The organism is Streptomyces zhihengii (assembly GCF_016919245.1).
Classification (GTDB): domain Bacteria; phylum Actinomycetota; class Actinomycetes; order Streptomycetales; family Streptomycetaceae; genus Streptomyces; species Streptomyces zhihengii.
Map to the genome: position 1 here is coordinate 1,980,557 of NZ_JAFEJA010000001.1, position 14,676 is coordinate 1,995,232.

Sequence of the window (14,676 nt, forward strand, 5' to 3'; positions counted from 1 at the left end):
CGGGCTCGCGTGCCCTGATCCAAACGAGATGCCCAGGGCCCGGCCACCGCCCCGCCAGCGTGCGGTGAGCGCCGGTCGCACAGGGCGACCGGCGGTCACCGCACGCGCGGTCCGGGGGCGGACCCGGCCGTCAGAGGCGGGGGTCGACCGGTTCCGACTCCAGGGCCAGGACGGCGAACACCGCCTCGTGCACGCGCCACAGCGGCTCCCCCTCGGCGAGCCGGTCCAGCGCCTCCAGACCGAGCGCGTACTCGCGCAGGGCCAGGGAGCGCTTGTGGCCGAGGAAGCGGTCGCGCAGCCGGTCGAGGTTCCCGGGCCGGGTGTACTCGGGACCGTAGATGATCCGCAGGTACTCGCGGCCGCGCACCTTGATCCCGGGCTGCACCAGCCGGCCGCCGCCGTCCGTCGCCAGGGCGGCCAGCGGCTTGACGACCATGCCCTCGCCGCCCCGGCCGGTCATCTCCAGCCACCAGTCCGTGCCGGCGCGCACCGACTCCTCGTCCCCGGTGTCGACGACGAGCCGGCGGGTGACCTGGAGCAGCCCGGTCGGGTCGTGCTCCACCAGCCGGTCGAGCCAGGCCAGTTGCCGGTCGTGCGGGACCCCGGCGAGCGAGCGGCCCTCGGCGGCGAGGAGCTGGAACGGGGCCAGCCGCACCCCGTCCAGGCCGTCGGTCGTCCAGCAGTAGCGGCGGTAGGCGTCGGTGAACGCCCGCGCGTCCTCGCCGCGTTCGTGCTGGCGGGCGAGCAGCCCGTCCACCGGCACGCCGCGGGCGGCGGCCGCCCGGAGTGCGGCCGTCGCCCCGGGCAGCGCGGCACCGGCCGCGGCGCCGACCGCCGCGTACTGGGTGCGCAGCAGACCGGACGCCTTGAGGGACCAGGGCATCAGCTCCGCGTCCAGCAGCAGCCAGTCCGTCTCCAGCTCGTCCCACAGTCCGGCGGCCCCGACCGCGGCGCGCAGCCGGGCCAGGATCTCCTCGGTGACCTCCTGTTCGCCGAAGAAGGGGCGCCCGGTGCGGGTGTGGACGGTGCCGGTCGGGCCCTCGACGCCGAAGCGGCGCAGGGCCGCTCCGGCGTCGCGGCAGACCAGGGCCACCGCGCGCGATCCCATGTGCTTCTCCTCGCACACCACCTGGGCGACGCCGTCCGCCGCGTACTGGGCGAAGGCTTCGGCGGGGTGCTCCAGGTAGCCCTCCCGGCGCGAGGTGGCGGTGGGGGCCATCGTCGGCGGGAGGTAGGCGAGCAGCCGGGGGTCGACGGCGAAGCGGCTCATCACCTCGAGCGCCGCGGCGGCGTTCTCCTCACGCACGGCGACCCGCGCCAGGTGCCGGGTCTCGACGACCCGGCGGCCCTGCACGTCGGCGAGGTCCAGCGGGCGGCCCTCACGGCTGCCCGGGGCCTCGGTGAGCAGCGGCTTCACCGGCTCGTACCAGACCTTCTCGGCGGGCACGTCGACCAGTTCGCGCTCGGGCCAGCGCAGGGCGGTCATCCGGCCGCCGAACACCGCGCCGGTGTCCAGGCAGATGGTGTTGTTGATCCAGGAGGTGCTGGGCACGGGGGTGTGGCCGTAGACCACGGCGGCCCGGCCCCGGTAGTCCTCGGCCCAAGGGTAGCGCACGGGCAGGCCGAACTCGTCGGTCTCGCCGGTGGTCTCCCCGTACAGGGCGTGCGAGCGGACCCGGCCGGAGGTGCGGCCGTGGTACTTCTCGGGCAGCCCGGCGTGGCAGACGACGAGCCGGCCCTCGTCGAGCACGTAGTGGCTGACGAGGCCGTCGATGAACGCGCGCACCTGCTCGCGGAAGGCGTCGTCCTCCTTCTCCAGCTGGGCGATCGTCTCGGCGAGGCCGTGGGTGTGCTGGACGTTGCGCCCCTTGAGCCAGCGGGCCAGCTTGTTCTCGTGGTTGCCCGGGACGCACAGGGCGCTGCCGGCGGCGACCATGCCCATCACCCGGCGCAGCACGCCGGGGCTGTCGGGCCCGCGGTCGACGAGGTCGCCGACGAAGACGGCCGTGCGGCCGTCCGGGTGCACCCCGTCCTCGTAGCCGAGCCTGCCGAGCAGGGTCTCCAGCTCGGAGCGGCAGCCGTGGATGTCGCCGATGATGTCGAACGGCCCGGTGAGGTGGCGCAGGTCGTTGTAGCGGCGCTCCAGGACGACCCCGGCGCTCTCGACCTCCTCGACGCCGCGCAGGACGTGGACCTTGCGGAAGCCCTCGCGTTCCAGCCCGCGCAGCGAGCGCCGCAGTTCGCGGCGGTGGCGGGAGATGACGTGCCGCGGCATGCCGGCCCGGTCGGGCCGTGCGGCGTTGCGGCTCGCGCAGACGTCCTCGGGGAGGTCGAGGACGATCGCGATGGGCAGCACGTCGTGCTCGCGGGCGATCCTGACGAGCTGCCGGCGGCTCTCGGTCTGCACGTTGGTGGCGTCGACGACGGTCAGCCGGCCCGCGGCGAGGCGCTTGCCGACGATGTGGTGGAGGACGTCGAAGGCGTCGGCGCTGGCGCTCTGGTCGTTCTCGTCGTCGGCGACCAGGCCCCGGCAGAAGTCCGAGGAGACGACCTCGGTGGGCTTGAAGTGCCGTCGGGCGAAGGTCGACTTGCCGGAGCCGGTCGCGCCGACGAGGACGACCAGGGACAGGTCGGTGACCGGCAGCAGCCGGCCGGGGACGGTGGCCGCTTCCTCGGGTGTCGTGGTGGTCATGCCGCCGTCGCCTCCTTCGGGGACTCGTGCTCGGTGGCGGTGGTCGTGGTGGTCGTGGTGGTGGCGCCGTCGGCGGCGGCCGTCTCGAAGACGGCCATCTGCGTGGGCGGTCCGACCTCAGGGTCGTCCGGCCCCACGGGGACGAAGCGCACCGTGTAGCCGTGGCGCCCGGCGACGGAGTCCGCCCAGGCGCGGAACTCCTCGCGTGTCCACTCGAAGCGGTGGTCGCCGTGGCGGGCGTGGCCGGCGGGCAGGGTCTCCCAGCGGACGTTGTACTCGACGTTCGGGGTGGTCACCAGGACGGTGCGGGGCCGGGCCGCGCCGAAGACGGCGTACTCCAGCGCCGGCAGCCTCGGCAGGTCCAGGTGCTCGATCACCTCGCTGAGCACGGCCGCGTCGTAGCCCGCGAGCCGCTTGTCGGTGTACGTGAGCGACCCCTGCATCAGGGTGACGCGGGACGCCTGCCGCTCCCCCAGCCGGTCCAGGCGCAGCCGCCGCCCGGCGACGGTGAGCGCGCGCACCGACACGTCGACGCCGACGATCTCGGTGAAGCGGACGTCCTTCAGCAGCGCCTGGACCAACTGGCCCTGCCCGCAGCCGAGGTCGAGCACCCGCTGGGCCCCGGCGTCCCGCAGCGCGGCGAGGATCGCCTCCCGGCGCTGCTCGGCGAGCGGCACGGGCCGCTCCTCGGTGTCGGCGGTCTCGTCGACGGCGTTGTCGACCTCCTCGACGGCGAGGTCGTCGGTCTCGGCGAGGCGGACGAGTTCGAGCCGCTCCATGGCCTGCCGGGTGAGTCCCCAGCGGCGGGAGAGGTAGCGGCTGGTGATCAGCTTCTGCTCGGGGTGGTCGGCGAGCCAGCCCTCCCCGGCGCGCAGCAGCTTGTCGACCTCGTCGGTGGCCACCCAGTAGTGCTTGGCGTCGTCCATGACGGGCAGCAGGACGTAGAGCTGGCGCAGGGCGTCGGCGAGGCGGAGCTCCCCCTCCAGCACGAGCCGCACGTAGCGGGAGTCGCCCCAGGCGGGGAACTGCTCGTCCAGGGCGATCGGTTCGGCCTCCACGGACGTCCAGCCGAGCGGGGCGAACAGGGCGCGGACCAGCTCGACGCCGCCGCGGGCGGCGACGGCGGGCACCTCGACGCGCAGCGGCAGCGGTTCACCGGCGCGGCCGGGCAGGGCGGCGCAGACACCGCGCAGGGCGCTCTTGAAGACCGTGCTCATGGCGACGGACAGCAGGGACGAGGCCGCGTACGGGCGGTCGTTGACGTATTGCGCGAGGGCGGCGTCGGGCGCTCCGCCGCGGCCCTTGCCCTTGCCGCGGCGCACCAGCGCCACCGGATCGACCTCCAGCAGCAGCGCGGCGGTGCACCGCTCGGCGGACGCCTCGGGGTAGAAGACGTGGGCCGTGCCGTGCGCGGTGGAGAACGCCTGCACCTTCTCGGGATGCTTGTGCAGCAGGAAGCCGAGGTCGGTGGCGGGGCGCTCAGGGGTACCGGTGGTACTGATCGTCAGGAACACCCGTCCGAGTATCGTCGGGCCCGGCCGCCGCGAACAGCGGTTTTCGCCGCGCCCCGGCAGCCGTGTCGCGCGTGTCGCCACCGCGCGCGGGCCCGGCACCGGGCCGCCGCCGCCTCACGGCCGGGTGCCTGTCCCGGTCGCGGCCGCTTCACGTTCCTGCGTCCGCGCCAGGGGGCGCGGCCCCGGCACCGATCCCCCTCACGCCCCGGCACCGGCCCACGACGTGTCACGGCCGGGGGCTGCCGAGCGCGGCCGCCAGCGCCGCGATGTCCGCGGGGCCGACGCGGCAGCAGCCGCCCAGCAGGCGGGCACCCGCGGCCCGCCACTCCCGCGCGCCGTCCGGGGCGTACGTCACGGCTCCCGTCCACCGGTGCGCGGCCGGGTCCCACCGCTCGCCGCTGTTGGGGTACACGACGGCCGGTCTGCCGGTCGTGCGGACGGCGAGCCGGGCCGCGGCCGCCGCCTCGCGCGGGTCGCAGCAGTTGACCCCGACGGCGACGACGTCGTCCCGGCCGGCGACGAGGGCGAAGGCCCGGGCCAGGTCCTGTCCGGCGCGGGTCCGGCCGCCCGCCACGGTGTACGAGAGCCAGAGCGGCACCCCGCAGCCCTCGGTCGCCGCGAGCAGCGCGCGGGCCTCGTCGGTGTCGGGCACGGTCTCCAGCGCCAGCACGTCGGGCCGGGCCGCGGCGAGCGCCTCGACGCGGGGGCGGTGGAAGCGCTCCAGCTCCCCCGCCGCCAGCCCGTAGGCGCCGCGGTACTCGCTGCCGTCGGCGAGGTGGGCGCCGTACGGCCCGACGGAGGCGGCGACCCACACCTCCCGGGGCGCCGCGTCGGCGGCGCGGCGCGCGAGCTCCACGCTGCGGGCGAGCAGTGCCGCCGCCTCGGCCGGTCCCGCGCCCCGGCGGGCGAAGCCCTCGAAGGTGGCCTGGTAGCTCGCCGTGATCAGGACCTCGGCCCCCGCCCGGGCGTAGGCGGTGTGGGCCGCCTCGATCTGCCCCGGGTCGTCGGCGAGCAGGCGGGCCGACCAGAGGTCGTCGGACAGGTCCTGGCCCTGTGCCTCCAACTGGTTGGAGAGGCCGCCGTCGAGGACGAGGGCGCGCTCGGCCAGGGCGTCGGCGAGGGGACGGGACGGGCGCACGCCTGCCTCCGGGGGTCGGGGCCGCACGGGGCGCGGGCGGGTGTCCGCGCCCCGGCGGCGGGGGGTCAGGAGAGCTGGGACTGGACCTGGGAGGAGATCAGCTCCAGGTGGTCGAGGTCGTCGAGGTCGAGGACCTGGAGGTAGATCCGCGAGGCGCCCGTCGCCGCGTAGCGGCCGATCTTGTCCACGACCTCCGCGGGGGAGCCGGCGAGGCCGTTCGCCCGGAGCTCGTCGGCCTCGCGGCCGATCGCCGCGGCACGGCGGGCGACCTCGGCGTCGTCCTTGCCGACGCAGACCACCAGGGCGTTGGAGTAGACGAGGTCGCCCGGGTCGCGGCCGGCCTCGCGGGCGGCGTCCCGCACCCGTCCGAACTGCCGCTCGGTGTCCTCGACCGAGGCGAAGGGCAGGTTGAACTCGTCCGCGTAGCGCGCGGCCAGACGCGGGGTGCGGACGGCTCCGTGGCCGCCGATCAGCACGGGGATCCTCGGCTGCACGGGCTTCGGCAGCGCGGGTGAGTCGGTGAGCCGGTAGTGGGTGCCCTCGTAGGTGAACCTCTTGCCCGTCTCGGTGGACCACAGGCCGGTGACGATGGCCAGTTGCTCCTCCAGCCTGGCGAACTTCTCCTTGGGGAAGGGGATGCCGTAGGCGCGGTGCTCCTCCTCGAACCAGCCCGCTCCGAGGCCGAGTTCGATACGGCCGCCGGACATCTGGTCGACCTGGGCCACCTGGATGGCGAGGACGCCGGGCAGACGGAAGGTGCCGGCGGTCATCAGGGTGCCGAGGCGGATCCTGCTGGTCTCACGGGCCAGTCCGGCCAGGGTGATCCAGGCGTCGGTGGGGCCGGGCAGCCCGTCGGCGGAGCCCATGCTCAGGTAGTGGTCGGAACGGAAGAAGGCGTCGAAGCCGAGGTCCTCGGTGGCCTTGGCGACGGTGAGAAGGGTGTCGTAGTCGGCCCCCTGCTGGGGCTCGGTGAAGATGCGAAGATCCATGCTTCCATCCTGCACCGTGGCCGGTGCGCCCGGCCGGTCACGCGGGGCCCGCGCGTCCCCGGACGGTCTCGGGAGGACGTTCGCGCTCCCGCTCGGCGAGACGGCGCAGCATGGCGCGGACCCGGTCGCTGGCTTCGTCGGCCGCGTCGATCGTCTCGATGCACTGCCAGTAGAGACCTTCGTCGTCGGTCGCGCAGGCGACCTGCACCAGCGCGATGCCGACGTCCCCCAGCAGCCCGAGCAACGCGGTCAACACCGCTTCGGGGCGGGCCACTTCGGTGAGCTGCACGGCCCGGGGGCCGCCGCCGCGGACGGCCGGGTGGTCGGGGAGCCCCGCTCCGCCGCCGCCCGTCTCGCTGAGCGCCGTGGCCTCGCCCCGCAGATCGGGAGGGCCGCCGAGGGCGATCCTGCCGCCGATGGCCTGCGCGAGCGCCTGGATCTGCCAGGCCTCCGCCACCACCCGCGCGACCTCTGTGCCCTCCTCGCTCTGCCGCAGTGCCTGCCCGCTGATCTCGATGAGCCGTAACGCGTCCATGCCGAGCCCCCGTTCGTACGATGTACTGCCCACACTGTTCATTACCCAGAGTGAAGGTCATCGACCAGAAAAGCCAGGGGAATTCGGAAATCTGTGGACACCAAGGCCGTTGTGGATAACTCGATGACTCCGAAGAGTGACAATCAGGTGTACGCAGTCCCGTGATCAGGGTGCCGGGAACCGCTGTTCGTTGCGTTCGATCTTGTCCCTGAGCGCCGCCAGCACATCCACCCCCAGCACCTCGCAGAACTGGAGCAGATAGGCCAGGACGTCGGCCGCCTCGTCCCTGACCCGGTGGGCGGTGCCGGCGTCCGCCATCACCGCGGCCGACTCCTCGGGCGTCAGCCACTGGAAGATCTCGACCAGTTCGGCGGCCTCCACGCTGAGCGCCGCGGCCAGGTTCTTGGGCGTGTGGTACGGCTCCCAGCCGCGCACCGCCGCGAAGTCGGCCAGCCTGCGCTGGAGTGCCGCCACATCGAGTCCGTCGTCTCTCGTCACCGCACCAGGTCTACCACCGACACCCCCGCGACGGAGCGGGCCCAGGACGCGTCGGAGACCGCGCCGACCAGCCGGATGTGGCCGCGGGCGCACATCTCCACCGCCAGCAGGGCCAGTTCGCGGGTCTGGGCCGGGTGCAGGCAGCGGTCGAAGCCGTCCGCGACGACGGTGAGCGACTGGTACGCGTCGGGCACCTCGGCGACCTGGTCGACGGCCAGCACCCCGGGGCCGGTCAGCAGCACCAGCGCGAGCGCCAGATAGCGCAGCTCCCCCTCGCCGAGGCGGCCGACGGGGGTGGGGACGGCGGTGGCCCCGCGGCCGAGGAGCGCGCGGACCGCGCCGTCCGGGGCCTGCTCGACGCGGACGTCCGCGACGTCGCCCGCGCACCCGGCACGGGCCGCCGCCGTCAGCCGGGCGTGGCGCCGGGCGCACTCGCTGCGGGTCCGGTGGAGCACCTCGGCCAGGTTGTCGCAGCCGCGCCGGAGCCGGCCGCTGCCGGCGGGCACCGGCGCCCGCATCCGCTCGGGCCGGGGGTCGCAGGCGAACGCCGAACGCAGCGCCATCACCACCTGCTCGGCCGCCGCGAGGACGCGTAACTGCGCGGCGGTGCGGCCGGCGACGTGCAGCGGCAGCAGCGGGGTGCCGAGCCGGTCGTCCGGCAGCGCGGCCCGGGTGACCCGGTCGGCGCCGGAGGTGTGCCAGGCCGCCTCGACCGTGCGGCGGCGCGGTTCGCGCAGGGCGGTGGCGAGGACGACGTCGCCGTCGCAGGTCAGCCGCTCCCCGACGATCCGCAGGTCGGGCTCGGCCTGCACGGCGAGGTCGAGCCGGACCTCGCCGGCCGGGCCGCGCACCGTGCAGCCGATGCGGAAGCCGCGCCGCCCCTGCCGGTCGGGCTTCGCCCACTCCGGAACGCAGCCGCCGGGATCGGGGAAGGCGTGGACGAGGCCCCGGCCGGCGGCGAGCCGGGCCAGGGCCTCGTACGCCTGGAGGGCGCTCGACTTGCCGCTGCCGCTCGCCCCGGCGAACAGGGTGAGCGGGGCGATCGGGAGCACCGCCCCGCGGTGCGACTTGAAGGCGGACAGGCGCAGTTCGGTGACCGCGGGGCGGACGGCCGGTGCGGTGTGGGCGGCGGCCGGCGGCACGACGGCCGGTGCGGCGGCTGGTGCGGCGGAGGCGTGGGGATCCATGGCCGGACCGTACGCACCAAGATCCACGCGGAACCGTTACAGCCCGCGGGCCTTCCTACGAACGGGGTACGGGCAGGGCCGGGCGGAGCGTGCGAGCCCGGCGCGGCGCGGCCTGCGGAACGGCTACGGCCCCGGCCGGGCGGAGCCCGCGCGCCGGGCGCGGCGCGGCGGGGCCGGCGGAACGGCTACGGCCTGGGCCGCCCGGCGCGGCGCGGCCTACGGACCGTGTACGGCCGCGTCCGCGGCGCCCTCGACCTCGGTGCCGGCCGGGGTCAGCAGGAAGACGTTGCGGTCCACCCGGTGCATCCCGCTGCCGAGGCCGAAGACGACACCGCTGCTGAAGTCGAGGATGCGCTTGGCCACATCGGTGTCCGCGCTGCTGAGGTCGAGCAGGACCGGGGTGCGGTCGACGAGGTGGTCGGCGACCTCGCGGGCGTCGGCGAAGACCTGTACCCGCAGCACCACGAAACGGCGGTTGTCGGCGGGCGCGTACCGCTCGGGGACGGTGCGGTGGTCCACCCGCGACGGCCACGCGTCGCGGCCGCGCAGCGGCACCACCTGGGCCAGGCCCTCCCACTGCTCGTCGGTGACGTCGTACCTCTCGTACCTGCTCATGGGTCCATCCTCGCGCCTCTCACCCGTTCGGCCCAACAGCGACACGGGTGAGAGGCACGAGGATCAGGAAACGGTCAGCCCCGCTCGAAGACGGCGACCGTACGGGCCGGAACGGTGAAGGTTCCGGAGTCCTTCGCGTAGGACGAGGACTTCACCACCGCGTCGGCGCCCGAACGCTGCGCCGGGTGGAGGGCGTAGCCCGTGCCGGCCAGCGCCGGCACCTTCTGGACCTGCTGCCCGGGGGTGGCGTTGAAGACCACGACGAGGTCGCCGAGGCGCATGGTGATCACGCCCGGGGTCTCCCCGGTGCCCGAGAGCGGGAAGGACAGCGCCTTCTGCACGTCCGCCGCGGTGAGCTGGGAGAACGCCTTCTCGGTGGTGCGGATGCGCAGCAGGTCGCGGTAGGAGGCCGAGGCCCCGTCGATCTGCGCGCAGCCCACGGTGAGCGACGGCGCCGTCAGCAGCGGCTTGGCGAAGCCCCACTTGGGCTCGTTGTCCGCGGCCGGCGGGAGGCCGCGGCCGAAGCCGTTGCCGCTGCGGCAGTCCCAGTGGATGGCGTTGTACCAGTCGCCGCTGTCGTACGAGTTACGGTCCAGCGACTTGGACCGCAGCAGGTCGGTGCCCGCCTGGGAGAGCGCGGGCCCCTGCGACAGCGCCGAGGTGGCCATGGCGAGCACCTGCATCCTCGCCCGGTCCGCCGCGGAGGTGCCGGCGGGGAGCTTGAAGGCGAGCGCGTCGAACAGCGTCTCGTTGTCGTGGGCGTCCGCGTAGGCGAGCGCGTCACCGGGTGCCGCGGCGTATCCGGCCGGGGCGCCGTTGTAGTCGACCTCGGAGCCCTTGACCGTGCGGCCCGCGGTGTCCGTGAACGAGTAGGACGCGAGGTTGCCGGAGAGGCCCACCTTGATCAGGTCCTGGTAGTGGAGGAGGCGGGCCCGCTGCTCGGCCTCGGTGCCGTTGTCCTTCGAGGTGTTGGGGTCGGTGAAGAGTCCGGAGGCGAAGCCCTGCACACCCGGGTCCTCGTCGAACGGGCCGCCGCCGCGCACCGCGTCACGGGCCCGGTCGGAGAAGGTCGCGATGCCGGTGCCGGCCATGTTCTTCTGGGTGGCCTGGACGAAGCGGGCGTCGTCGGCGATCTCGCCGAAGTTCCAGCCCTCGCCGTAGAGCACGATCTTCTTCCCGTCGACGCCGTCGCGGGCGAGGGTGAGCCCGTCGAGCGCCTTGCGGACGGCGAGGATGTTCTCCTTGGGGTGGTGCCCCATCAGGTCGAAGCGGAAGCCGTCGACCTTGTAGTCGCGGGCCCAGGTGACGACCGAGTCCACGACGAGCTTGCCCATCATGGCGTTCTCGGGCGCGGTGTTGGCGCAGCAGGTGGAGGTGGCCACGGAGCCGTCGGCGAGGAGCCGCTGGTAGTAGCCGGGGACGATGCGGTCGAGGACCGACTTGTCCGACTGCCCGGCGGCCACGGTGTGGTTGTAGACCACGTCCATGACGGTGCGCAGGCCGTCCTCGTTGAGCGCCTGCACCATCCGGCGGAACTCGACGGTGCGCCTGGTGCCGTCCGGGTCGGTGGCGTAGGAGCCCTCGGGCACGGTGTAGTGCAGCGGGTCGTAGCCCCAGTTGTACGCGTCCTTCGCGGCGGCCTTCGCGACGCACGCCTGCTGCTCCGCGGAGTCCGGGGCGTAGACGAGCAGGTCGCAGGCGGGCTGCTGCTGGTCGGCCTTCTTCTCGGGGATGGTGCCGATGTCGAAGGCGGGCAGCAGGTGCACGTAGGAGGTGCCGGCGCGGGCCAGTTCGCGCAGGTGCCGCGAGCCCTTGCTGTCCTTGTCCGCGAAGGCGAGGTAGGTGCCCTTGTCCTCGGCGGTGGGGTCGGCGATCGAGAAGTCGCGGATGTGCAGTTCCTGGATCTGCGCGTCCCGCAGCGGTACGGCGGCGGGCTTCTTCAGGCCCGACCAGCCCTTCGGGGCCAGCGACTTGTCCGTGAGGTCGACGACGACGCTCTTCTCGGAGTCGGCCGTCAGGGCGAGCGAGTAGGGGTCGGTGACCTTGTTGGTGACGATCTTCTGGACGCTCGGGGCCCAGACCGTGACGTGGTAGCGGTAGGTGTCGCCCTTCCAGCCCTTGGAGCCGCGGACGGACCAGACGCCGCTCGCGTCGTCGCGGCGCATCGCGACGTTCCGGCCGTCGATCTCCAGGGAGACCCGCTGGGCGGTGGGGGCCCAGACGCGCAGCGTGGGCACGCCCTTGCCGTCGAAGACGGCGCCGAGGTCGGCACGGGTCGCCTGCGCCGCGTACAGGTCGTCGAGGACGCCGGCGAGCTGGACGCCGGTGGCGGTGAGCGCCGCCCCGTTGGCCGCGTACTGGGCGGCGACGACCTGGCCCCGCAGCGCCTCCCGGACGCGGTCGCGGTCGCGGGCGTCGACGGACCAGGCCGTGTAGCCGGCCAGGTGCGGGAACTCCGCCTTCTGCGCGGCGGTCAGCTCGGTGGCGTTCAGGCGCAGCACCCGGTGGTCGCCGGTGAGGGCGCCGCCGTCGACCGCGACCGAACCGTCACGGGAGTAGAGGAGCGCGCTGGAGGCCGCGGCGGCGCTGCCGTTCCAGGCCACGGTGTTCCGGTCGATCCACACCGCCTGCGCCTTGGTCAGGTCGAGGGCGGCACTGCTGCCCTTGGGCTGCGGCAGCAGGTACTTCTGCTGTCCGCCGAGGAGCCACACCTCGTGGCCGTTCGCCTTGAGGTCGAGCGACTGGTCGGAGGGGAGGTCCTTCTCGTCGCCCTTGTGGAGGATGTAGCTGAGCGAGGTCGCTCCGGCGGCCAGCGGCACCTCGTAGACCGCGCCGTAGGCGTCCGTGCGGACGGGCTCCAGCGGCTTGCTCCAGTCGGTGGGCTCGGCCGCGCCGGTCCAGGTGTGCAGGCCCCAGCCCGTGTGGTCGCCGTCGGCGCGCTGGTAGTGCAGCACCGCCTTCGAGGTGTCCTGGGGCGGGTAGGCGCCCTCGGGCGCCGTGGTGGAGAGCTCCGGCCTGCCCTCCTCGATCCAGACCTCGCCGGTCTTGGACAGGTCGATGGCGCGGTCGGCGTCGGTGTCCTTGACGCCGTCCTTGTTCACGGCGATGAAGCCGACCGAGGAGGCGCCGGGCTTCAGCTTGACGTGGGCGAAGGCGCCGTAGGCGTCGCGGCCGGTGAACGGCTTGCCGGCGGGCCAGGTCGTGCCCTCGCCGTCGGCGATGTCGCCCCAGGTGTAGAGGCCCCAGTCGTCGTAGTCGCCGTCGGCGCGCTTGTAGTGGACGATCGCGTAGTCGCGCTGGGTGGCGGTCGGCGGCTGCTCGACGGCCGGGGCGCCGCTGGTGGAGGCGGCGGTGGCGCTCGCGGTGCGGCCGGCGCTGTCGACGACGACGGCCTTGTACCGCAGGGCCGTGCCCGCGGGCGCGGTGACCTTCTGGGTCACCTTGTAGGGGGCGTGGTCGGCGGAGCCGAGGACCTGCCACTTCCCGTTGCCCGTCTGGGCGGCGAAGACGACGCGGTTGAGCTGTCCGCCGTCGACGTCCGCGGAGATCTCGACGGTGCCGGTGGCGCCGTCCGCGGGGGCCTTCAGCGTGAGCGAGGGCTTGGCGGCCGGGGCGCCGAGCGGCTTCGCCGCCTTGAGCACCAGGGAGCCGAGCGCGGGGACGGTCACCTTCACCGTGGTGTCGGCGCCGCTGGTGACCCGGGCGTCACCGCCGTGGACGGCGGAGAAGGCCATGCCGGCCGAGCCGGTCGGGATCTCGGCCGTCTTCGCCTCGGTGGAGCTGTTCACCGCGACGAGGTACTCGGTCTTCGTGCGGGCGTCGGTGCGGGAGAAGCCGTAGACCGGGCCTTCGGCGTACCGCTGCTGCTGGACGCCGTCCCGCAGTGCCGGGTGTTCGCGGGTGAGCTTCGCGAGTGCGGCGATCTGCCGGTACAGCGGGTGCGAGGGGTCGTAGGCGTCCTTCGCGTGGGTGCGGTCGGTGCCGATCTGGTCGTCGTCCAGGTAGTCGGCCGTCCGCGAGGCGAAGAGCGTCTGCCGGGAGTCCTTGTCGCCGCCGGGGCCGGTGAAGCCCTGCTCGTCGCCGTAGTAGACGACGGGGTTGCCGCGGGTGAGGAACATCAGCTCGTTGGCGAGCCCCGCGCGCCGCAGCAGTTCGGCGTCGTCCGCCTTCGGGTTGTCCTGCTTCAGGAACATGCCGAAGCGGCCCATGTCGTGGTTGCCGAGGAAGGGCACCGACTCGTAGGCGTTGGCCTTGTCCGTCGTGTAGCGGTAGTCCTGGCCGAAGAGGTTCGCCAGCTTGTCCGCGCCGGCGCCCTGCGAGGCGAAGGCGCGGGCGGCGTCCTGGAAGGGGAAGTCGAGGGTGGCGTCGAGCCGGCCCTCGGTGACGTACGGGGCGGTGATCGCGGGGTCGGCCGAGTAGACCTCGCCGAACATGAAGAAGTCGTCCCGGCCGCGCTTGGCCGCGTACTCGTCGAGCGAGGTGGCCCACTGGGTCCAGAACTCGGTGTTGACGTGCTTGACCGTGTCGATGCGGAAGCCGTCGATGTCGAAGTCGCGCACCCAGCGCTGGTAGATCTTCTCCATCCCCTCGACGACCTCGGGACGCTCGGTCCACAGGTCGTCCAGGCCGACGAAGTCGCCGTACCCGGAGGACTCGCCGGCGAAGGTGGAGTCGCCCCGGTTGTGGTACATCGTCGGGTCGTTGAGCCAGGCCGGGACCTTCACGTTCTTCTTGTCCGCGGCGACGACGGGGGTGCGCGGGAAGGAGTCCCGGTCGACGGCCGGGAAGCGGCGCTCGCCGTCGGCGTAGTCGGCGTCGTCGAAGGGGACGCCGTCCTTGGTCAGGTACGGGAAGGCGCCCTTGGAGAGGTAGCCGTAGGACTTCTCCTCGTAGTCGACGACGTCCGCGGTGTGGTTGGTGATGACGTCGAAGAAGACCTTCATGCCCTTGGCGTGGGCCTTGTCGATCAGCCGCTCCAGGTCGGCGTTGGTGCCGAAGTGGGGGTCGACCTGGGTGAAGTCGGTGATCCAGTAGCCGTGGTAGCCGGCCGACGCGTCCTTGCCCTCGCCCTGCACGGGCTGGTTCTTGAAGATCGGCGCCATCCAGATGGCGGTGGTGCCGAGCCCCTTGATGTAGTCCAGCTTCTCGGTGAGGCCCTTGAGGTCGCCGCCCTGGTAGAAGCCCTTGTCCGCCGGGTCGTAGCCGGTGGCGAGCCGGGAACCGGTCAGGCCGCCGCGGTCGTTGCGTGCGTCGCCGTTGGCGAAACGGTCCGGCAGGACGAAGTAGAACTGCTCACGGGTCAGGTCGTGGCGGGCCGGCTCGGCGGCCAGCGATCTGTCCGACGGGGGCGCGGGCGGCGGGGGCGCGGCCGCCGCCGGCACGGCGGAGACCAGCGCCGCGACCGTCGCCGTCGCCAGTGCGGCGGCGGCTGCGGTGCGCAGCGGGATACGGGGGCGTGTCAAGGCGGTTCTCTCCTGAGGGTGTGTGCGGTGCGTGCGCCGTCCCGCG

General features: G+C 73.7%; 9 protein-coding genes. All 9 read right to left on the reverse strand.

From position 1 onward, the window contains the following. Positions 1-130 precede the first annotated feature (130 nt). Positions 131-2,692 (reverse strand): polynucleotide kinase-phosphatase, encoded by a 2,562-nt coding sequence (locus JE024_RS08185; protein ID WP_205372965.1) that lies wholly within the window; start codon positions 2,690-2,692, stop codon positions 131-133. Then, complete coding sequence (locus tag JE024_RS08190) at positions 2,689-4,206, reverse strand: 3' terminal RNA ribose 2'-O-methyltransferase Hen1 (RefSeq protein ID WP_205372966.1); 1,518 nt, start codon at positions 4,204-4,206, stop codon at positions 2,689-2,691. The genes JE024_RS08185 and JE024_RS08190 overlap by 4 nt, the downstream gene beginning before the upstream one ends. A 226-nt stretch (positions 4,207-4,432) precedes the next feature. Beyond that, positions 4,433-5,344, reverse strand: a complete 912-nt coding sequence (gene mmuM / locus JE024_RS08195; RefSeq protein ID WP_205372967.1) for a homocysteine S-methyltransferase — start codon at positions 5,342-5,344, stop codon at positions 4,433-4,435. 65 nt (positions 5,345-5,409) lie between these two features. Then, positions 5,410-6,333, reverse strand: a complete 924-nt coding sequence (locus JE024_RS08200) for an LLM class F420-dependent oxidoreductase (RefSeq protein WP_205372968.1) — start codon at positions 6,331-6,333, stop codon at positions 5,410-5,412. Positions 6,334-6,370: 37 nt separating this feature from the next. Continuing rightward, positions 6,371-6,868: a DUF6099 family protein gene (locus JE024_RS08205; protein WP_205376444.1), complete on the reverse strand. Its 498-nt coding sequence runs from the start codon at positions 6,866-6,868 to the stop codon at positions 6,371-6,373. Positions 6,869-7,033: 165 nt separating this feature from the next. Then, a complete protein-coding gene (locus JE024_RS08210) occupies positions 7,034-7,366 on the reverse strand; it encodes a nucleotide pyrophosphohydrolase (protein WP_205372969.1) in 333 nt (110 codons plus the stop codon). Beyond that, positions 7,363-8,553, reverse strand: coding sequence for an AAA family ATPase (locus JE024_RS08215; protein WP_244882692.1), 1,191 nt, complete (start codon positions 8,551-8,553; stop codon positions 7,363-7,365). The genes JE024_RS08210 and JE024_RS08215 overlap by 4 nt, the downstream gene beginning before the upstream one ends. A 216-nt stretch (positions 8,554-8,769) precedes the next feature. Then, a complete protein-coding gene (locus JE024_RS08220) occupies positions 8,770-9,168 on the reverse strand; it encodes a cell division protein SepF (protein ID WP_205372970.1) in 399 nt (132 codons plus the stop codon). Between the two features lie 74 nt (positions 9,169-9,242). Next, positions 9,243-14,630, reverse strand: a complete 5,388-nt coding sequence (gene pulA / locus JE024_RS08225) for a pullulanase-type alpha-1,6-glucosidase (protein WP_205372971.1) — start codon at positions 14,628-14,630, stop codon at positions 9,243-9,245. Positions 14,631-14,676: the final 46 nt, after the last annotated feature.

Coding starts and splice junctions, on each gene's coding strand:
- JE024_RS08185 (WP_205372965.1), bottom strand. CDS start 2,692: ATGACCACCACGACACCCGAGGAAGCGGCCACCGTCCCCGGCCGGCTG.
- JE024_RS08200 (WP_205372968.1), bottom strand. CDS start 6,333: ATGGATCTTCGCATCTTCACCGAGCCCCAGCAGGGGGCCGACTACGAC.
- JE024_RS08205 (WP_205376444.1), bottom strand. CDS start 6,868: ATGGACGCGTTACGGCTCATCGAGATCAGCGGGCAGGCACTGCGGCAG.
- JE024_RS08215 (WP_244882692.1), bottom strand. CDS start 8,553: ATGGATCCCCACGCCTCCGCCGCACCAGCCGCCGCACCGGCCGTCGTG.
- JE024_RS08220 (WP_205372970.1), bottom strand. CDS start 9,168: ATGAGCAGGTACGAGAGGTACGACGTCACCGACGAGCAGTGGGAGGGC.